The sequence below is a fragment of the Flagellimonas olearia genome (assembly GCF_004150225.1).
GTDB classification, from domain to species: Bacteria; Bacteroidota; Bacteroidia; order Flavobacteriales; family Flavobacteriaceae; genus Flagellimonas; species Flagellimonas olearia.
Map to the genome: position 1 here is coordinate 110,582 of NZ_ML142911.1, position 21,388 is coordinate 131,969.

A 21,388-nucleotide genomic window follows, 5' to 3' on the forward strand; every position below is an offset into this window, starting at 1 on the left:
AACTGAATCCGGGAAATCAAAATGGATACGATATAATAGTTGTGAACTTCCACACAAATAAACCATGGAAAGACAATTACGAAGACACTTTTTGTCAAATGACAAATGTTCCATTTTGAATGATATCTAATTTTGCGGAATGAAGGCATTTATCACATTTCTTTTACAATTTGGAAGTTTGAACCAGCAACAAATCGATCTTATAGCAAGTAAAGCTTCTGAATTAGACCTTACAACCGGCAGCTACTTTTGGGAGGCAGGTAAAATGCCGAAACACATTGGTTTTCTTGTGGACGGTATTATTCGTGTTGCATACTATGACAATAAGGGTGAAGAAATTACAAAGTATTTTTTTGATGAAAACCACTTGATAAAGGATTGGGACAATTTTGAAGCAACATTTTATTTGCAAGCCGTTACCGACTGTAAGTTTATCACTTTCAACAAGAAAGATTGGAAAGAACTATCCGATACCATTCTGGATTGGGACAAAATGATCAATAAAGTCATGAACAAACATCACATGGAAAAAATGGATAAAATCGGTAACATGATCTCCCAGGATGCCACTACCCGTTACCTTGAATTTTTAGAAAACTTTCCAAACATGGCCAACCGAATTCCTCTTTCATACATTGCCTCGTACTTGGGCATTACACAATCGTCATTAAGCCGAATTAGAAAAAATATCGGTTAAAATTGCTTTTTGCCAAATGGCAGATCTTTTTCTTTTCAAACGCACAACCTTTGTTGTATTAACTAAAAAAAGAAAAATATGCCTACGATTTTAATAACAGGTGGACACAGTGGAATTGGGGCTGAATGCTCCAAACTTCTTGCTTCAAAATATCATTTCGATCTAATATTAGCTGGACGTAGCCCTGAGAAGATGGAAACTTTTGCCATGGGACTGCGAAAATCTTACGGAATAAAAGTTAAGGTTCTTTACATGGACACTTCGTCATTGGCATCTGTTAGGGCCGGAGTCGATGAATGCCTTAAAATGATTGATAATGGTGAGATTGACGCTTTACATGCCATTATTTGCAATGCCGGTGTCCGGCTCAACGGAGAAGTTTCTTATACTGAAGATGGTTATGAAACCACCTATGCCACCAATTATTTAGGACATGTTTTACTGGTTGAACTACTTTTGGACACAGTAGCGGAAAATGGACGTATTGTGTTCACCACAAGTGGTACTCACGATCCCGATACAGCAGATGGGAAAATGATGGGGATTGCCGATAAGGAAACAGCAATAGAATTGGCACATATGGGGAAAGACAATACAAAACCAATTTCTTTGGGTAAAATGTATGCTACTTCAAAATTGGATATGATTCAATATGCATATGAATTGGATCGGAGACTAAAAAAGATGGGCATTCGGTTATCATCCATTGCCTACGACCCAGGGGCAACTTCGGGAACGGGATTTTTACGAAATATGCCAAAAGCCGTACGATGGTTGGCAGGGACCTCATTGATGCATTGGGTAATGAAACGTAGCGGTGTAACCATGGGAGACGTGGTGTTTTCAGGAAAGTCATTAGCAAGGGTTGCAGTAGATCCATCCTTTGCAAATGGTTCGGGAAAATATTTTCAATCCAATGATGGGAAATTGAATCAAAGACGCTCTTCAAAATTGTCCTATGACAAACAACGAGGAGAAAAATTATGGCATGACACCAAAACACTTATCCACTTGCAGCCCAATGAAACATCTATTAAACTAGGTTAAACCACAAAAGTGGAATCCTACTAAAGAGCTTAAAAATCGAATGGGCGTACCATTAAGATTAGTGGTACAGGTATGAAGCGGAACTTGCAATGTTCCAATGGATAAAGATCTGTTAAAATAATAGAAGGATGCACTCGACATTGAACTGCAATCATAGAGAAATTTGAACCGGAAATGTATAACCAAAGGTCCTTTTCTCATAATAATGTGATTGGAGGCTCCTTTATCGAGAACCTCCAACACAATACGTTGAATATTAACTTCAAGGAAATTTGCTATTTCTCTTTTAGATTATGCCCCATCAAAAAATCCCTATAATCACCATTTAAGCAGGCCAGTAGTATTGACGATTTGTTTGAAGGTGTGGACTTCCACATCGATGGCTTCGATTTCTTTGTTCACATGTTCAATCAGTTCATCAATGCGTTTATTTGACAGAAGAGATGCTTGATCTGGTTCAACCATTGGATTGAAATAACTTATGGCAACGGCCAATATTTGGCTTCTCAGATCTGGGGTATCTCCCAATAGGCCTTTAGTTTCCTTAGGGACTATTTTATATTCAAGTTCATCCAATTTCATATACAACCCATCATACGCAGCTTTAAGGGTGGAATCACTGGATATAAAAGGTTTTATCCTATCAAAGTCCTTTTTATGATCCAGGATTCTTTTATACATTCCCATGACCCTTTCGGCACTTTGATTGAATTGTTTTTTACGTGCGATGTTTCCTAACAGAACCTCATCGTCCACAGTTGCCCTGGGATCCTTCAGAATATTAATTGATTTGTTTACCCGATGTTCCCCCTTAACAATCTCCACGGTATAGGTCCCATAAAAAACACTGGCGCCATCCATCAAAAATTGCGCACGTAAATCAGGGGGACCGGGCAGATTACTTCCCTTTTCCCGTAAATTCCAGACAACCCTATTGATTCCTGGCTTAGCTGTTGTTTTTATTTCCCGAATCAATTGCCCATTGGAGTCATAAATGTTCACTACTACAGCATTGGGTTTACTGGCATCTTTGGAAAAATAACTCAATAAGGCACCATACTCCCTATTCTTCCCTGAAAATCCATCATCGGCATCACGGTGCAGGCTCGGAAAACCCAATACACCCAAATAAGTGTCAGGGATTGTAAACAAGTGAAGTTCTTGCTCTACCACAGATTTATCCTTGGCCAATTCCCGTAAGGGGCGTATATCGTCCAATATCCAAATGGAGCGTCCAAAAGTGCCCAATACCAAATCATGTTCCCGGGGGTGTATGACCATATCCTTTACAGCCACGGTGGGCAGATCCTTTTTCCATTGGTTCCAATTCTCTCCACCATTGAGGGAAAAATACAGCCCAAACTCGGTCCCGACAAACATCAGATTGGGTTCGATCGGATCTTGGACAAAGCTCAGGGCAAATCCCCAAACATCGTTCTCATCCACCAATCGTTCCCAATTCTTGCCATAATCCTGGGTACGGAACACATAGGGGGTCCAATTGTCACGCCTATGATCATCGACCACGACAAAAGCCTCTCCATCCTTATGTTTGGAATGTTTGATTTGGGTAATCCAAGCATTTTTTGGCATTCCCTTGATATGTTTACCCACTTCGCTCCAAGTTTCACCACCATTCCTGGTAATCTGTACGTTTCCATCATCGGTACCTACCCAAATTACACCCTTTTCCATCCAACTAGGTTCTATGACCGTAATGGTCGTATTATTTTCCGCAGATGAATCATCAATGGTCAACCCTCCGGATTCCGCTTGCTTTTGTTTGTTGGGGTCATTGGTGGTAAGATCGGGGGAGATAATTTCCCAGGACATGCCCGAATCAATGCTCTTATGGACAAATTGACTACCAAGATAAACTACCTTATCATCATGTGGATCGATATGCATCCCTGAATCCCAATTGAATCTCAATTTGGTTCCATCGGGATGGATCGGTTGGATATTGTGCAATATGCCGGTCAACCGATCGAATCGCGCCAATTCCCCTCCCTGTGAGGTGGAATAACCAAAACGCGAGTCGTTTGGATCTGGAATAACATCAAAGCCATCCCCGAATCCCACACTTTCCCAATCATGGTTGGTAATTTGCGCCAATAGAGCAAACTTATAGGCTGGCCCTGTCCAGCTGCCATTGTCCTGCATACCCCCATAAACGTTGTATGGAATCTCATTGTCAACATTGATATGATAAAATTGACCTACGGGAATATTATGGTGAAATTTCCAGTGTCTGCCTCCATCATGGCTTGCGTATAGCCCCCCATCATTTCCATCAAGGATGTAGGAAGGATTGTCCGGATCGATCCAGAAAGCGTGATGATCACTGTGAACCCCGCCAAACGGAGGAATCATGCCCCTGAACGATTTACCACCATCCTCACTTATGGAAACCGTGGTGGCAATCTGATAAACCCTGTTCTCATTCGAAGGGTCCACAGCTACATCAGAATAATAAAAAGGTCGGTCACCTACGCCTTTTGCGGTGGTCATTTTCCAGTGGAAACCTCCATCTTCCGAACGCCACATGGCATTTTCCGGGCCAGTTTCGATATTGGCGTAAATGATATTGGGTGCATTATCGGCTATGGCCACTCCCATTCTCCCCAAGGGTCCAGTGGGCAGCCCGTTTTCCGTTCCCAATGCTGTCCAGGTGTCCCCTCCATCCATGGTCATGTGCAATGCGGAACCTTCACCTCCTGAATTCATGAACCATGGCCATCGGCGATATTCCCACATGGCAACTATCAGTTTGTTGGGATTGTTGGGATCTATGACCATGTCGGCCACTCCTGTCGTGGTATTGGTATAGAGGATTTTTTTCCATGTTTTTCCCCCATCGGTTGTTTTGAAGACCCCCCGATCTTCAGAAGGCCCCCATGCAGAACCGATGGCCCCAACCCATACCACATCCGGATTGTTGGGATGGATCAGGACACGGTGAATATTCTTGGTCTTTTCCAATCCAAGATGGGACCACGATTTCCCGCCGTCCAATGATTTGTACATTCCGAAGCCATAGCTTTGGCTATTTCGAGGGTTTCCTTCCCCTGTCCCGAGATAAAGGATATCCGGATTATCTTGGTATATGGCAATATCTCCAATTGATGCGGTTTTCTGATGTTCAAAAATGGGTGTAAAGGTATTTCCTGCATTTTCAGATTTCCACAATCCCCCCGCGGAGGTCCCGACATAGATGGTACTTTTATTGGACAGGTCCACGTCAATGGCGGTGACCCTTCCGCTCATCCCCGCTGGTCCGATGCTTCGGAAATTCATGTCCTGTAAGACTTTGTCATTGAAATTTTGTCCAAACGCAAATACCATGAGCAGGTTGGACAATAGAAGAAGTTTGATTTTGGTTTTCATTTAGTGGTTATTAGTTGTAATGAATTAGTACTAGAAATCAGATGGTCCCGTACCTCTTTAGGAAGGCTGGAACCATTTTAAAATTGCTGGGCCCCATGAAAATCTGGTCATGAAAAAAGTACCCATCAATATAAATCCGGTGGCGGTCAAAAGAATCGATGAGGCAGCAATTTTCAACAGCGGACTGGCTTTGAATTTCTTGACCCTGATAAAAATCTCTGCCACCAATAAATTGGGCACATAGAAGAAAAAGTCCATAATTTGATCGAATGGTCCGCTAAAATTACCGGCTCGTCCCAGTCCACCGGTCAATAATGTCCAGAAGCCATAATCCATTCGGTACAACCATGAACCAATGGCCAGGGCATATAGACGCAGGGCCCATGCATAATGCCTTTCAAATTGTCCAGTAACCGCATACCGATAGGTCAGGACTGTGGCCAACAACATCAAAATTCCATATAGGGAAAAACCGATGTCCATCATTGTTCCCCCTACCGTTCCCCTCATGGCTATAAAGGCCAGTCCTCCAATGGATGCCAATAGGCTTGATACCAAGTATAACCTACCGATCCAACGGTGCACTGCCGGATACTTCAAACGTACCCTATCCACTAATTGGATACTTCCCAATAACAATATGATTCCTCCTGCAAAAAAGTGCATCCCAATTCCAGTTGTGGCCACACCGGCATTTTCTTGGTATAGGTTAGGAAGTATATGGTTCCAATTCATCATATCCCCGCGATACAAGGAAGAGGCATAGAAAGCAAGGATGTACAGTCCAAAAAGGGCTGCACTGAGCCAAACGGACGCCACCAAAATAGTTCCTGACCAGCGAAGGGCATCTGAACCAATTTTCTCCATACGGGATGGGTTCTCCAGTACAGTTAAAGAAATGTTTTCGGTAAAGTTAGGCTTGGTGTGGTTGTTGTCATTCATTGGATTTAGTGCTAAGTTTTAATTAAAAATATCCTATTGGGCAAGTAGCTTACTCCAGATATTTATAGAATTTGTTCTGGTTCCCAAAATTATCAAGCTCTCAAAAAGAGATGTAGTCAAAATTCCCTTTATTGAAGCCAAAAGGGACAAATGGACTCAAGTCCAACTTGAATCATAGCACTTTAATGAGAGGACCTCCAGCCCAGGGTTACCATCAATCAAAAAACCACTTCCAAACAACAAAATAAAAGGAGCTTCTTTGGGCTGAAGGAACACTCTCAACATTTAGGGTAAAAATCAAAAAAGTCTTAGTAACTTTTACAAGTACAAATGTTGTCAAAAATCACCGTAAAGATGTAGCCGAATTTGCCATTGTTGTAGCCAAATGGATTTATTTCCTCCATAGTTACCCATGGTTAGGGTTATCTTAAAAATCGTTTTGAAATATAAACATCAACCATCTTTAAAACCTGGGACCACCTGCCATGGAGCACTGATGCTTAAAAGGCCATTTTGCAAAAGCCAATACAAGTTTTGCCTGTCTGAACATTAAAAAAATGAAGTGATCATCATTCAAAAGTGTAAAGACCTGTAGCAACCTGGGCCACCCTGAAATACCCCAGTGCGTAATGGTCCTGATCGGTAGTGTTGACAATATTCCCCCTTAAAGTGGCCGGAACGGCACCAAAGGGATTGCCTCCCGTACCGGATTGGGAAATCAAAAGTCCCATGTAATCATGGTATCTTTCGGAAACACCTAGAAGTCTTACCCATGCCGTTTCACCTGGTTCAAATGGAAATTGCCCATTGTCAGGGTCATCACTTTTCTCATAGGTAAAATGTATTTGGTTTCCATTGACAAATTCATCGTCAAAATCGAACAAAAATGGAAATAGGTCCGAATTGGATTGGCACCAGATGATATAAAAATTAACCTCATCCTCAGGATCTGTAAAGTAGATGTTCAATTCCAATAGGTCATCGTCAAAACCATTTTCCCTGGATTGTGCCAACTCATCAATGTCCACCACCGAATGGAGTCTTTCTTCCGCAAGGTAGATTTCATTGTCGTAAGTCACTTCCAAGCGATAGGAATTGTTCAACCTGGGCACAAATTCATCGGTTGCATAAATGCCATTTCCCTGATGGCCAAAAACAAAAAGTTCTTCGGTGTCGACATTTATGACCTGGATCGAAGCTCCCACAACAGGAGTACTTTGGTCGTTGTCAAAATATGGGGTCGTCATACTCAAGCGTATCTGCTGTTCGTTCCCCTGGGTCCCTTTTTCCCAATCCAAGGAGGCCTCGATGGCCAATCGGGGCTCACTTTCCGGAACATCCACATCCACGGTATCCTCACACCCAAAAAATAAAGGTACAAGAGAAATCAGCTTAAAAATTCTCTTGATATTTCCAGTATATGGGACTTTTAAGATCTTCATAGCAATTGGTTAAAATTTAAAATTGTAGGAGATGGAGGGGACAATTCCAAAAATGGAAAGTCGTGTCGCTTCATTGAGCCCGGTAAGTTGATCTTGTCCAAAAGAGATCGATGCCGCGTTTCTTCTATTGTAGATATTATAAATACTAAAGGTCCATTCTCCCTTCCAACGTTTGGTACTTTCAGGATTGGGCACAAATGTTGCCGCTATGTCCATTCTGTGGTAGACGGGCAAACGATCTTGATTACGGCCCTCATAGTGGGCAACGGACCTACCTTCGTATTCATATTGTGCACTTGGATAGGTAACGGGCCTTCCGGTCTGGAATACCCTATTGATGCTTAAGGACCATTTATCACTGAGTTGGTACATCGAGGTAAAGGAAATATCATGGGTACGATCGTAAGGGGTATTATACCACTGTCCGTTGTTGATGCCCGGTCCCCCTGCCTCCCCTCCGAGGGTACGCTGTTCGGATTTGGACAGCGTATAGGAAAGCCAGCCGGTATAATTGCCCTTATCCTTTCTGAGTAAAAGTTCCAGACCATAGGACCTGGATTCCCCGTTTAGGATTTCATTTTCGATGGTGTTGTTCCCTATTAAATCGGCTCCATCTATATAGTCCAACCGATTGTCAACGGTCTTGTAGTACCCTTCCAACTCCATGCTGAAGGTTCGATTGCCAAAGGTTTTAAAAAGACCTAAACTGTATTGGTCGGACAACTGTGGTTTGATGAACTCTCCACTGGGTGTCCAAACATCCACAGGAGTGACATTCGAGGTATTGGACAATAAATGCATGTATTGCGCATTGCGATTGTAACTTGCCTTGATTGTGGTCGCATCGTTCCATTGCCATGCCAGGCCGATCCTAGGCTCCAAATTGGTGTACGATTGGATCGTTTCCCCTCTTTCCACATAACGCACACTTGAAGTCACCCCATTTTCATAAATGCTCAACTCTGGATTATAGACCACAGGGAGGTCATTTTCGTATGTAGCAAGCTCTTGCCCGCCAAAACGGTTGAAATGACTTAATCTAAGACCATAAGAGGCGGTCAGTTTTTCTGATATTTTATGTTCTGCACTGAGATATACCCCCGATTCCAGGGCACGGTTAATATCCAATTGCCTTGGATTGATGGCCGAAGTCTCGGATAGGGGCTCAATTGCTCCGGGATTGAGTCTATGGGCAATGGTGCCCAAACCAAATTTTAGGGTCAGGGAATCTGAAGCAAAATAAGAAAGGTCATACTTCAGGTTATAGTTGGTGATATCGGAGACCCAGTCCATGTCCACAAAATCAAAAATGAATTGGTAATCGTATCTACTATAGATCAGGGAAAGGTTAGAGAAAATCTTATTATTGAACACATGGTTCCAACGAAGATTTGCACCAACGTTACCATAATTGTTCTCTATGATCCCATCCAAGGTCATCTTGTCCCTTCCCAAATACCCGGAAAAATAGATTTTGTCCGAATCACTGAATTTATAGTTGGTCTTCAGGTTCAGGTCGTAAAATGAAAGATGGTCATCCTCAAAATCCTCGAGTGCGCCCATAAAGAGGTGGGCATAGGAGGTTCTTCCCGCAATGATGAAGGATCCTTTATCCTTCACCAAGGGACCTTCCACGGCCAAGCGGCTTGATATTAGGCCCACCCCTCCGGTCACAGCTATATTTTTGCTGTTCCCGTCCTTTTGCCTGACATCCAAAACGGAAGATACCCTTCCACCATATTGGGCGGGGATATCCCCTTTATAGAGATTGACATCCTTCAGGACATCCGCATTGAATACGGAAAAAAAACCAAAAACGTGAGACGTGTTATAGATGATGGCCTCATCCAACAATACCAGGTTTTGATCCACTGCCCCACCCCTCACGTTAAATCCTACCGCACCCTCACCATTACTGGTGACACCGGGCAAGGCCTGTATGGACTTTAAAACATCCACTTCCCCCAAAACCACCGGAACCTGTTTGATTTCTTTGGCGGTCATGGTATTGAGTCCCGTTTGGGGGCTTTTCAAATCAATTTTTCGATCTTGTCCAGCGATAAGAACGACCTCATCAAGTGAATTGGCCTCCTCTGGGAGTTCAATGTTCAATGTCATGTCCTGTACCAAAGATATGTTCTCGGTATATGGTTGAAAACCTAGATATGAAATAACGATGATATAGTCACCTTTTGGTGCCGAAAGGGAATAGTAGCCATATTCATTGGTCGTTGTCCCATAGGTTGTACCTTGTAATAAAATGGTGGCACCCAGTAGTGTTTCACCATCCGTCTGGCTTGCAATGGTACCACTGATCGTGACATCTTGGGCCACTGAAATCCAATGGGTCAAACACATCAGTAGTATGGCTCCATTCCTTTTTACATGTACATGAACTGTTTTTATCATTTACTTTCCCTTTTATTTTGGGGACAATTGAATCTGGGCGTGGGACGCATGAATTCCCTTCAACCTACCCTCGATTGACCTTATTTTCCATAGGATGTAAATTTGGACTGTTTAAAACAGTACCTTGTAGGCAAAAGTAGCTTTGTTGTAGCCACAACTCACAAATACCAGTAAATGGCAGTATCCAATAGGGTAGCACATAGGTATTGGAGCACAAAATATTGGGATTACAACTTTTGTTCAGAGAAAGGAAAGATCTTTTTGAATAGCAATCAATTAAAGGAATGTCTAAATTCCAGTGGAGATTGATTTGTTTTGTTTTTAAACAGTTTACTGAAGGATTGGGAATGCTCAAAACCCAATCCATATGCAATTTCACTAACAGATAGCTCGGATGTGGAGAGTTTCTCTTTGGCCTTCTCAATCAATCGATCATGGATATGTTGTTGCGTGGTTTTTCCCGTCAATACTTTGAGCATACGTGTTAGATAATTAACCGACAGACTCATATCTTCCGAAACCTGCTGTACTGTGGGCAATCCATTCCCCAACAAATGATCATCCGTAAAAAAAATATCGAGAACGGTCTCCAATTTACTGAGCAAATGGTGTGAGTTCCCTTTACGGGTTATAAATTGTCGATTGTAGAAACGTTCGGAATAGTTGAGTAGGGTCTCAATTTGTGAGATAATTATATGTTGACTGTACCGATCGATATTGGTATGGTATTCCACTTGGATATGTTGAAAAATATTATTCATGATGCTTTCTTCCTTATTGGATAGGAACAAGGCCTCATTGGTGGCATAATCGAAAAAATCATATTGGCGCATGTTTTTCGATAAGGGGGTTCCATATAGAAAATCTGGATGGATGAGCAATATGGTACCTGTATAGGTGCTGCTTTGGTCCGCATCCACCAGAATATTGAACACTTGGTTGGGTGCTATAAAGAACATGGTACCTGCATCAAAGTCATACTCTTGTTGTCCATACTTCATCTTTACCTTGGCACTGGATATCCGCTTCAATCCAATGGAATAAAAGTCAAATACCCAATTTACTTTTTGCTCAGAGATCTTATGATGGCTGATAGAGCCATAGTCCACCACACTGACCAAGGGGTGTTCCGGATCTGGCAACCCTCTTGAGCGGTGAAAATCCTTTATGGTTTTAAGTCGATGAATTTTTTCCATGGGCAAAGATTTCAAGCGTTCTCAATGTACCAAATCTTCGGCACATATCCATTTTCCACTTCCCAACAATCAAGGGTTCAGCAATTTGAAATATTCCAAGATGGTAGCATTGTTCTGTTCAGTCCTATCCTTGCTAAAGCCAAAGGTCAGTTCTTTTTTACCATCGTGCATTTGGGTGAATATGGCTTCAATAAATTCCGAAACCTGCGGATAACGGTCATGTTTACCCTTACCTCCAAGATCCGTATTCAATGCTGGGGGGATAATCTCAATCACATGGACACCATTTGGTTCCATCAAATATCTCAATGAAAGCGTAAAGGAACGCATAAAGGCTTTCGTTGCACAATAAATTGGCATTTTGGCAGCAGGGACGAATGCAAGGCCCGAGGTGACCATCATGATGGTTTCCAACGATTCGAGTCCCATAAACTTTGTGGTCAGATGGATAGGCGCCATAACATTGGTGTCCACTTCCTTTTTGGCCCTTTGATAAAAATCCTTTTGTGACAGGTCCATCCAGTTCTGTATCCCGGCGTTGTTCACCAACACGTTCACATCCTTATGCTCTTTTTGCACCCATTGGTACAATGTTTCAATTTCTGCCTCATCTGAGACATCACATACCTTTGGAATCACTCTGGAAGGAAATTTTGCGGCAACGTCATCCAGTTTCTCCTTTCGCCTTCCACAAATAATAACCGTGTTATGGTCCTGCACAAAGCGTTCGGTCAAGCCCAATCCGATACCACTGGCTCCGCCTGTTATCATTATTTTCTTATGGGATAGTTTCATTGTTTAGATTTAAGATTGTTGAATTACCAGGACACCAAACCTTCCTCTCTATAAAAACCTCCGTTGGCTGAATTTTGTGAAGTGGCATACTTTACGATGGTACTGGCCCCTTCTTCCACGGTTTTTATCCCCTGATGCTGATTGAGATCGGTGGCCGTATAACCTGGAGTGACACTGAACACCCTAAAGTTGGTATCCCTTAATTCATTGGACAAGGTCACTGTAAAGGAATTTAAGGCCACCTTGGAGGATCCATATAGACTGAAAAGATCCCAGTTCGGATTTCTTTCGGGTGATGTCTGCATGCTCAATGAACCGACCTCACTGGATACATTAACGATAACGGGGCCGCCAGATTTCCGCAGAAGGGGGATGAACTGCTGTGTTGTCTGAACCACTCCAAAGTAATTGGTCTCAAAGACCTGTCGTAGGGTCATGGGTTCACATGTGGATACTTTTTGGGGCTGTCCTCCCGTTATTGCGGCATTGTTAATCAGAATGTCCAGTGAGCTGACAAAGGACCCCAATACGATCCTGGCATGTTCTATGGAACCCTGATCACACACATCGATCACTATCAGCTCCACATTCAAAAGTCCAGATTGTTTCAGTGTGTTTACCGCATCAAGGCCCCTGTCCCGATCACGACATCCCAAGAAAACGAAGTATCCCTTCCGTGCCATTTGTCGGGCAGTTTCAAAACCTATTCCTTTGTTGGCCCCTGTTACCAAGACCGTTTTCATAGCATTTGTATTGGTGTTATCCATGATGTGAACCTTGTGTGTTTCCTGTTCCAAAAACATATTTCATTACGATCATGTCCACTACAATACCGAAGGCAAATCCTGCGGCCATGGGTAACAATAGTTGGTGTGCAATCTCAATTGGTGTTGATTCGGGTTCCACGCCAAAAAATACTACAAGGCCAATAAACCAGGCGGTGAGATCATGGAGTCCTTTGATCTTTATCAAGAATGCCAAGGAACCTATGAAGAAAAAAATGGCCACATACAAGCCTAGGCCGCCTATGGCCCCAATTAGAAAACCGCCTACCAACTCAATTAGAACGGCCAGAACGATACCCAAGGTAATCTGTAGGTAAATGTTCAGTGCTTTTTTGGCTGATTTTCCATAAAGATAAAAACATACCCATGCCAAAAAGAGCACCCAACCCGGCCAATGTAGGGATATGGAGAGGAACACTGCCAACCCTCCGAACAGCCCCATCAAGGCGCCAAAAATTATTGTTTTCATAACTATTTATTTTAAAGGTTTTGATACGTTTCTGCGAAGATTGGAGCAAAATCAGCCAATTTGTGGCTCCCCAGTTCCGGCCTGTTTTTATAGTAGTCTTCATATAAGGTCCCGTCATGGGTCGCTTTGTTCATTTCCACCAGCCCTCTAGCTGCGGCCTCGCTCATCCCTGCATTCAATAAAATATCCAACTGTTGCTGTTCCGTGATACGGATCCATTGCAATTCTGGCCTACCGATGGCCTTTCCAAAAATTTGGGCCACTTCCTTGCATGAAAGTTCATCGCTCGCAACATATCGCACCTTGCTCGGTTGGTCGAAAGGAAGTTCAAATTCTCTTGCAATAACCGCTGCGATATCCAAGGGAGATACCCAAGGAACGATATCATCCTCTCCATAAACGGATGCCATTTTCCCAACAGCTTTAACCGATTGGGCAAACGCCAGAAGGTTATAATAAAAACCGACAGGTCGAACAAACTTGATATGGATTTGTTCAGGCAAGGACCTTAAAATTTGCTCCACATGATAATGGAACTGTATGACCCCATTGCCATTCGGCATGTGTGCCCCTATACTACTCAGATGCACCACCTTTTCAATATTGTTCAAACCTATGGCTTGCACAAAGTTCTCTCCGATCTCCTTGTAGTATCGGATGATATCCAAGTTTTTGTCGAAAAAATCCACAGGAGGTTCCATACAAAATACGGCATCGGCCCCTTCAAAAGTTTCTACCAAAAAATCGGCATCTTCCAAGGTGCCGAAGGCCGGTATTGCCCCCAACCCAATGATTTCATCCAAACGTTCCGAACGGCTACTGATGACGGTGACGTGATGACCATTTTTAACCAATGCTCGGGTAAGTGGTCTTCCTATATGACCCAATGACCCTGATACGACTATTCTCATCCAATACTGATTTATAGCATACAAAGTTGCAGGATCAAATCCAAGTGGATGTAGGCATACCCTGCCATGTCGTAGTCAAAAGTAACACTGGGCAATCAAGACAAATGAGTCATTGGACAAATGGAAATCCGGGCCGGAAAATAAATGGTTAGAAAAGGTCCTATTGGACCTTATGGGCATTGTAAATTTTCCTAGGCTAACAGAAGTTGTCGTTGGATGGGCAACTGCCGTATGCGTACCTGTGTCGCATCATAAATGGCATTGACGATTGCCGCGGTAGCAGGGCCCTGGGAAGCTTCCCCTGCACCTAATGGGGGTTGGTCCGACTGTTCGATCAATTCCACCTCAATTTCTGGAATCTCATTATATCTCAAAATGGGATACGTGATCCAATCCAAACTAATAATATGCTTTTGGTCAAATTTTACTTCTTCTTTTAGGGCCCAGCTAGCTGACTGGATCATGCCCCCTTCTATCTGGTTTTTTAGGCCATCTGGATTGATGATTTCCCCTGAGTCAACGACGGCCCACATCTTTTTTAAGTGGATTGCCCCTGATTTCCGGTCTACCAATACCCACACAGCCACTGCACAATAGGAAGAGGAATTCTTATATCGTGCAAAGGCATGGCCAAGACCCTCATGGTCACCTTTTTGAATCTTGTTGATCTTATCCTCAAGTCTTTCCAAACAACGTATGGCCCTTGGATCCTTCAAATGGTTCGTTCTAAACTCCATGGGTTTTATCCCTGCCTTTAGGGCCAATTCGTCCATAAAGGATTCAATGGCAAAGACATTGGCATAAGCACCTAACGCCCTTAGGGCCGATCTTCTCAAGGGACCTTTGAAAAAGTGGGTCTGCATCCTCATATTTTGGATCTCGTAATAGGGTTCGGCGTTTCTTGGCGCGCCGCCCTTAAACCCATTGACCGGTCTTTGATATCCTTTCCCAAGATATCGGGCCGGAAGCAAGTTTTCAGCGCTACCGAAGGGTCTGGTCCCATGGACATCGGACCATAGATTAAAATCCCAGCCCTGTATCTTGCCCTTTTGGTCGACCCCGGCCTTCAAGGCCATCCGCATGGCGGTACCATAGGGTTCCCAACCGTGTTCTTCTTCCCTCATCCATTGTAACCGAACATGTCTACCTGGATAGTTTATGGCTAGGAGGGCCGCCTCCGCAGCCACATCGTCCGCACCATTGTGACCATAACAGGCAGAACCTGGAACCCCAATGATGTGTATATCACTTTCTGGAATTTCAACGAGCTGTGAGATGGCACTGCGAAGAGGATGAATCCCTTGGCTATGTGACCAAATGGTCAATTTGCCATTTTGAAAAATGGCCAAAGAGCAGGATGGTCCATTGGCCGCATGCATGAGATAGGGTTTAAAATAAGAAGCCTCATGGATAATGTTGGCACCATTGATCCCATTTTTTCCCAGTCCTTTCTCCACGGCAGGGTCCGGCTCAGAGGGCAGTGATAAGATGTGCTCCTCCATCCCTTGCCCTGTTGGCAGGGCATCCCCAACTTTCCAATTTGCCACTTTACCAATAGCCCTTGCTAAATGGATGGCTTGATATTCCTCTTCTGAAATGACTCCGAGAAAGTTACCAATCCAGACCAATTTGAGTAAACCGTTGGCTGAATAGTCCGTGTTGTCCATAGAAAGAAGTTCAGCGGTATAGGATGGTGGCCGAATGATCCGGGCATGAACCATTCCTTCAAATCTCAGGTCATGGATAAAATGCTGCTTTCCTACTACCATGTTCTCGATATCCTTTCTAGGGACGGGCTGCCCCACGATCTTTCGTTCTGTTTTCGCTAAAATGGTAGCGGGCGTGGTAACCTTTCCCTGGACCTGTTTTCCTTCCAAGAGGTCACCGATGGATATCCGTACATTGTCCCCTGTAATGATCAAATCCTTTAGGGTAAGGCTATTTTCGGGCACAATGAATCTCTCAGCGGCCATCCTGACCAGGATTTCCCTGGCCGAAGCGGCCGCATTTCGTACGGCCATGGCACTGGTCTCTATGGACATGCTCCCCACTGTGTACCCTTCATTGGGGGTGACATCGGTTTCTGCGATGTGGATATCGATCAAATGCATGCTGGTGTTCAATTCCTCCGCCGCCACCTGCACTATCGCTGTTTTGATCCCTTGGCCCAGTTCCATTTTACCGGACAGTATTTTGACCCTTCCATCGGACAACACCTGTAACCATGCATTGATTTGCGAATCATCCACTGGGTGAAAAGGAAAAGTGTTCCCGCCCTCTTTTTCGGTACGTTGGAGGCAGCTGACCCCCAACAACGAGAACCCTATGCTCAATACCCCGGTGGTCTTCAAAAAATGTCTTCTAGTTTCGACAGCCATCATCGCTAAATTTATAGTTCTGGATTTGAGGCCTTTTTCACGGCTTTGATCACACGGGCATGAACGCCACATCGGCAGATATTTTGCTGCAGTCCGCTCTTTATTTCCTCGTCGGAAGGGGTATTGTTCCGTGCAAGTAGCGATACAGATGAAATGACCATTCCGTTAAGGCAATACCCACATTGTGCAGCTTGTTCCTCCACAAATGCTTTTTGTACTTTATGCAATTCCCCTTCCCGGCCCGAAAGCCCTTCCAGGGTCACAATAGCGCGATCCCCTATGTTTTCCATTCTCAATTGGCAAGAGGACACTGCGTTACCATCGAACAGCACCATGCACGCCCCACATTGGCCCAGGCCACAACCAAACTTGGGACCATTGAGCCTTAGGTTGTTCCTTAGCACATATAATAAAGGGGTCTCTGGATTTATCTCCACTCTATGGTAACTACCATTTACTTTGATCTTAAAGGTTTCTTTCATGGATTAAATTTATTGACCCCTTAAAAGATACATATAAAATCTCCGTTCCACATGTACATCCAAAGGCTTCTGTTCGCCTAAAATACCTCTCTCCTTCAATAAAATTGTAGTCAGAACCAACCTTTTTGTAGTTAAACCCTGCAAAGTCTATTGCCCAATTTTATTGATATATTCACAGGAGTTGACCAACAACGATTGGAAAAATAGATAAAGATTAATTTGTAGTATACACCTATTAAAAAATATGTCCTAATTTGGGAAAGGTATCAATTTCATTTTCTATACTTCCAAAAAACTCCGCACCCATTCAATCAAATTGTCCGATACTAAACAAGGACATATTTTATTTTTGTCAATGGAATAAGCACCCTTCGGGTGCTATTCTTATGGAAAGGGAGAAAGAAGAAAGGGTCAGATGTTTCCTTGGATTCGCCTATGCCACCATTGGAAAAGAACGTGGCCCCACTATTCATCTCCCATTTTTACCCCTTGAAAAGGCCGGGGTACAATGGTCTGGGGTGGGTGCCGAGTCGATACAGTAACACTACCAATCTAGAGGACAATGTTGCCCCCGGTATTTTGGACCGCCCTGCCCTTAATTCCTATTTTGAACCATTAATTAACATGTTGAAAGCCAACAGGTCTTTTCAAAAATGTCCACAAGGCTGGGTAATCCTATATTTAAAGATTTACACAATTATACGATCATACATTTATATATTAAAATAATCAGCTGTATAAATAAATCTGTATAGGAAAAATGGACAGACCACAGTAAAATGTATGTTAACAATCAAGGACAATGATATATTGAAGGAATGGCACTTTTCTCCCTTCAAGCTTTGGTTCGTACCGTCATTAAAATCAGATATTGCAAAACAAATTTTGTTAAGTCATAAAAGTCCGGACCTAAGAGACGGATTTAATTGATTGGAGAGTAAACCTTCCGAATTGGTTTGATCAACGTCCATAACCCAAATTAGGGTCTGGGCTTTCCATTATGGCCAATGTCCAAGATATCCCTCACTTGGTAGGTTTAAAATTAATGTATGACCCAATGGACCAAATATACCAAGAACCATGCGGATAGGTAACCATTGGCCATTTTTTCTTTCCCTTTCCATAGAAACCCAACTCTGCGATTTCCTCCAATTCTTGATTTTCAATACTAGATAGATTTACCGTACAAAAGTCCATGTACGACAAAGCCTTTCCAAGTAATCCATAGGCCATAGGTTTGTGATATAGTTGATCGGAGGTCACGAAGCAAGTTGTGTTTTTGTAAACAAAAACTGCGCACTCTGTTTGCAGGCGGCTTTGTGATCCACACAAAATCCATAAAAATGGCAAGACCTAAAAAGGACATATCAAAACAAAGGACGATTGTCATCGCATTTAGGGTTTCAAAAAGCGAATACGTGATCATTGCCAATAATGCGGAGACAATCGGATTGTCCACGGCCGAATATATCCGAAGAAAATGTACAGGAAAATCCCTGCCAAAGAAAAAGGTGAATCCGTTGGACCGGAAACTTTTTGTCGAGCTGAGCCGGGTGGGAAACAACCTGAACCAACTTGCTAGGGTCTCGAACTCAGGTATCCATGACCCGTTCAGTATATCTAAACAATTGGAGGAGGTGAAAATGCTATTGCAACAGTTCAAATCAAATATCGTGGACAATGATAGGTAAGATAACCATAGGAAAGGATTTTTACGGTGTCCTGGCCTACAATGAAAAAAAGGTAAGCGAAGGTGTAGGCCATGTTATCGATACCAATATCGAACATTCCACTTCCGTAAAAATGACACAGGAATTCAATTTGGTCAGGCAATTACGGCCAGGATTGGGCAATGCGGTATTTCATGTTTCCTTGAACCTGCCCTACTCGGATCAACTGGACGATAAAGAATTCGCTTCATTGGGATGTGATTATCTAATGAACATGGGTTTGGATAACAACCAGTTCATCATGTACCGTCATACGGATACGGAACACGAACACATCCATATAGTGGCCAATAGGGTCAGGTATTCGGGCAGGATAACGAGTGACAGCAACATCAAGAGAAGGAGCCGGGAAGTGATCAATGATCTGGAAAGGAAATACGGACTGACCCAAATTCCTGCAAAGACCAGTGCCAAGAAACCGCTGACCCAAAAGGAAATAGAAAAAACGCTGAGGACAGGTACAGTTCCAACAAAGCTTATCCTACAGAATAAAATTGGGTGCGCTATCTCAAAAGCAAAGGACACGGCAGGGTTCATCAAGCTTCTCAAAGAACATAACATCTCCCCAAAATTCAATGTAAGCAAAACCACGGGAAGGGTCTCGGGAATATCATTCAAATATGAGGGTGTCATTTATAAAGGAAGCTCTCTGGGCAAAAAATATTCATGGAACAGTATCGTAAAAAAAATCGATTATGTGCAAGACAGAGACCGTACAGTTATACTATCGGCTAATGGAAAAGAATGGGGAACTGATAAAGCTGGTGAAGGAAACCATGGAGCGACAATCGGGTCTGTACCAAGAAGTAAGGGAGTTGCAAAAGGCATTGAAGATCCTTCTGAACAATCAAAAGGTCATCTGGGAGAAATTAAAGGAAATGGAGTAGTCCAACCTTTGGCAAATGAAACGGACTGGACCCCCTTCAAGCTGGAACTCAATGACCATGGTGCCAAGAAAAAGTCCAAAAGAAAGAAGAAAAGAAAAGGGCTGGGCCTGTAGAACTTGAACTTATGGAAAACAACAACAAGCAAGAACCTTTGGGACTGTCCCCCTCCGAAACCCAAGTATTGGAAATGATACGCAGCAAGAGGTTCCTGTCCATCAAAGTGATCATCAAGAACGGGAAGGTCGATGCCATTGAAGGTCTGGAACGGTTGGACACGGGAGAGCGCATCATCGATATGTTGAAACAGCATGATTTCCAGAATCTGGAGATCAAACAGAGCAATGGCAAGATCGTCTGTGTGAACAGGATTTTCAGGAAAAAGATCGACCCTGTCGCAAAGACCAAAAGTTGTTGACCGACAACCCATAAGTATGGAATAAAACAATGATCCCATTAGGGGTCAAATCGATTAAAAAAGGTAAATTAAAGCCTACTTTACAAATACGGTAGTGACCTCAAAACATAGGAGCTATTGCTATTTAAAGGAAATGTCCAACCCGATAATCGAGCTAAAGCGGAAAAACAGAACATTCAACAGTACATGGCTCAGAACTTATAAAGGTTTTGAGGATTGTCCGGAGGAAGAAGCGGAAAAGATCGTGGAACAACTCCGGGAACTCGCCAACATAGTCTGCGGCCATGTCCAAAAAGGGAGCATAAATGAACGTTCCGTGTTAAAAAACTATAATGTAACTGAAAAATAGTTGCTTTTTCAGTATCTTTGATAATGAGTAGAATAGAAAAGCTTCTTGTCAAGTTCATGGGCAATCCCAAGGATTTGACCTGGGAGGAACTGATGAAGATATTGGCCCATTACGGTTTTCATGAAATTACCAAGAAGGGCAAGACGGGTGGATCTAGGGTCAAGTTTGTGAACGACCGAAACAATATTATAAACCTTCACAGACCACATCCCGGCAATATTGTAAAACAATATGTAACAAAGCAGATCAAGGAAAAATTGAAGCAATGGCAGATAATTTAGAACATAAAGGTTATTTCGGTTCCGTGGAGTATAGCTCAGGGGACGGTGTGCTGCACGGAAAGATCATCGGGATAAGCGATCTGGTGACCTATGAAGGCGGTTCGGTCAAAGAGCTGAAAGAGGCCTTTGAAGGGTCTGTCGACGATTATCTTGAGACTTGCAGGGAACTGGGCAAAGAGCCCGATAAGTTTTTCAAGGGAGTGTTCAATGTCCGCACATCCACCGAGATACACCGGGAGCTTTCGATCATGGCCGAAAAGAAAAAAATGAAATTGAACGAACTGGTCAACAAGGCCTTTGATTTTTTGGTAAAGAACGAGGACAAGGTCTTGAACTAAAACATAGTGGGACAATGGGGGAACAAGAAAAATGTTGACCACAAGTGGTGAACGGGTCAAACATTCAAGGCATTTCGAAAAAGAATGTTCTGGAAGGGAGAAAGAAGGGGCCAAAAGAAAATAAAGATTGATTCAAAATCCGGATAAACGATGAAACCAGACCAAAAATATAAGATCGAGTACCAAAAATTGCTCAAAGAAGTGCGGACAAAGTCCTACGAAGTGGTCCGGTTGACCCGAATAAAATACTTTGGAAACGACCACAATTTTGTGGACATCAGGTTTTACCAACGTGGCTTTGATGATTCCGGCGATGAAATTTATTTCCCAACGAAAAAGGGAGTCCAGATCAAAGAGGAATTGTTCATGCAGATTTTTGATCAATACTTTATTGATAACATCGAAAACATTTTAAACAACTAAGTGACAATGTCAAAGTCTGAACAAA

The 21,388-nt window shown here is 43.0% G+C and carries 20 protein-coding genes; 9 read left to right on the top strand and 11 right to left on the bottom strand.

Annotated features, from left to right (window positions below):
- The first annotated feature begins 139 nt into the window (after positions 1-139).
- Both DN53_RS12495 and DN53_RS12500 read left to right on the top strand, forming a co-directional pair.
- Positions 140-697, top strand: a complete 558-nt coding sequence (locus DN53_RS12495) for a Crp/Fnr family transcriptional regulator (RefSeq protein ID WP_129654622.1) — start codon at positions 140-142, stop codon at positions 695-697.
- A 78-nt stretch (positions 698-775) separates the two neighbouring features.
- Positions 776-1,744 carry an SDR family NAD(P)-dependent oxidoreductase gene (locus DN53_RS12500; RefSeq protein ID WP_129654623.1) on the top strand — a complete coding sequence of 323 codons (969 nt, stop codon included), beginning with the start codon at positions 776-778 and terminating at the stop codon, positions 1,742-1,744.
- A gap of 318 nt (positions 1,745-2,062) precedes the next feature.
- Here the strand turns inward: DN53_RS12500 and DN53_RS12505 are convergent, their stop codons facing one another.
- From DN53_RS12505 to DN53_RS12555, 11 genes are all read right to left on the bottom strand, one after another.
- Complete coding sequence (locus DN53_RS12505; protein ID WP_129654624.1) at positions 2,063-5,131, bottom strand: VPS10 domain-containing protein; 3,069 nt, start codon at positions 5,129-5,131, stop codon at positions 2,063-2,065.
- A gap of 57 nt (positions 5,132-5,188) precedes the next feature.
- A complete protein-coding gene (locus DN53_RS12510) occupies positions 5,189-6,073 on the bottom strand; it encodes a DUF2306 domain-containing protein (protein WP_207211120.1) in 885 nt (294 codons plus the stop codon).
- Positions 6,074-6,642: 569 nt separating this feature from the next.
- Positions 6,643-7,515 (bottom strand): DUF4249 domain-containing protein, encoded by an 873-nt coding sequence (locus DN53_RS12515; protein ID WP_129654625.1) that lies wholly within the window; start codon positions 7,513-7,515, stop codon positions 6,643-6,645.
- 9 nt (positions 7,516-7,524) lie between these two features.
- Positions 7,525-9,924, bottom strand: a complete 2,400-nt coding sequence (locus DN53_RS12520) for a TonB-dependent receptor (protein ID WP_242502136.1) — start codon at positions 9,922-9,924, stop codon at positions 7,525-7,527.
- Between the two features lie 272 nt (positions 9,925-10,196).
- A complete protein-coding gene (locus tag DN53_RS12525; RefSeq protein WP_207211121.1) occupies positions 10,197-11,120 on the bottom strand; it encodes a helix-turn-helix domain-containing protein in 924 nt (307 codons plus the stop codon).
- A 69-nt stretch (positions 11,121-11,189) separates the two neighbouring features.
- Positions 11,190-11,915, bottom strand: coding sequence for an SDR family oxidoreductase (locus tag DN53_RS12530; protein ID WP_129654626.1), 726 nt, complete (start codon positions 11,913-11,915; stop codon positions 11,190-11,192).
- Positions 11,916-11,938: 23 nt separating this feature from the next.
- Positions 11,939-12,658, bottom strand: a complete 720-nt coding sequence (locus DN53_RS12535; RefSeq protein WP_129654627.1) for an SDR family NAD(P)-dependent oxidoreductase — start codon at positions 12,656-12,658, stop codon at positions 11,939-11,941.
- 16 nt (positions 12,659-12,674) lie between these two features.
- Complete coding sequence (locus DN53_RS12540; protein WP_129654628.1) at positions 12,675-13,169, bottom strand: DUF1097 domain-containing protein; 495 nt, start codon at positions 13,167-13,169, stop codon at positions 12,675-12,677.
- Positions 13,170-13,180: 11 nt separating this feature from the next.
- Positions 13,181-14,080, bottom strand: a complete 900-nt coding sequence (locus DN53_RS12545) for an NmrA family NAD(P)-binding protein (RefSeq protein ID WP_129654629.1) — start codon at positions 14,078-14,080, stop codon at positions 13,181-13,183.
- Between the two features lie 191 nt (positions 14,081-14,271).
- The gene (locus DN53_RS12550; protein WP_129654630.1) at positions 14,272-16,458 is read right to left on the bottom strand and encodes a xanthine dehydrogenase family protein molybdopterin-binding subunit; all 2,187 of its coding nucleotides are present in this window, start codon (positions 16,456-16,458) and stop codon (positions 14,272-14,274) included.
- A gap of 11 nt (positions 16,459-16,469) precedes the next feature.
- Positions 16,470-16,940, bottom strand: a complete 471-nt coding sequence (locus DN53_RS12555) for a (2Fe-2S)-binding protein (RefSeq protein WP_129654631.1) — start codon at positions 16,938-16,940, stop codon at positions 16,470-16,472.
- 1,343 nt (positions 16,941-18,283) lie between these two features.
- On the opposite strand from DN53_RS12555, the gene DN53_RS12560 reads away from it, so the two are divergent.
- From DN53_RS12560 to DN53_RS12590, 7 genes are all read left to right on the top strand, one after another.
- On the top strand, positions 18,284-18,631 hold the full coding sequence (locus DN53_RS12560) for a plasmid mobilization protein (RefSeq protein ID WP_129654632.1): 348 nt from the start codon (positions 18,284-18,286) through the stop codon (positions 18,629-18,631).
- Positions 18,621-19,670, top strand: coding sequence for a relaxase/mobilization nuclease domain-containing protein (locus tag DN53_RS12565; protein WP_129654633.1), 1,050 nt, complete (start codon positions 18,621-18,623; stop codon positions 19,668-19,670). The genes DN53_RS12560 and DN53_RS12565 overlap by 11 nt, the downstream gene beginning before the upstream one ends.
- A gap of 11 nt (positions 19,671-19,681) precedes the next feature.
- Positions 19,682-19,972, top strand: a complete 291-nt coding sequence (locus DN53_RS12570) for a hypothetical protein (protein ID WP_129654634.1) — start codon at positions 19,682-19,684, stop codon at positions 19,970-19,972.
- A 94-nt stretch (positions 19,973-20,066) separates the two neighbouring features.
- Positions 20,067-20,321 (top strand): hypothetical protein, encoded by a 255-nt coding sequence (locus tag DN53_RS12575; protein ID WP_129654635.1) that lies wholly within the window; start codon positions 20,067-20,069, stop codon positions 20,319-20,321.
- A gap of 23 nt (positions 20,322-20,344) precedes the next feature.
- Positions 20,345-20,602, top strand: coding sequence for a type II toxin-antitoxin system HicA family toxin (locus tag DN53_RS12580; protein WP_129654636.1), 258 nt, complete (start codon positions 20,345-20,347; stop codon positions 20,600-20,602).
- Positions 20,587-20,940 carry a type II toxin-antitoxin system HicB family antitoxin gene (locus tag DN53_RS12585; RefSeq protein WP_129654637.1) on the top strand — a complete coding sequence of 118 codons (354 nt, stop codon included), beginning with the start codon at positions 20,587-20,589 and terminating at the stop codon, positions 20,938-20,940. Before DN53_RS12580 ends, DN53_RS12585 begins: the two co-directional genes overlap by 16 nt.
- 150 nt (positions 20,941-21,090) lie before the next feature.
- Positions 21,091-21,363 carry a hypothetical protein gene (locus tag DN53_RS12590; protein WP_129654638.1) on the top strand — a complete coding sequence of 91 codons (273 nt, stop codon included), beginning with the start codon at positions 21,091-21,093 and terminating at the stop codon, positions 21,361-21,363.
- Positions 21,364-21,388 lie beyond the last annotated feature (25 nt).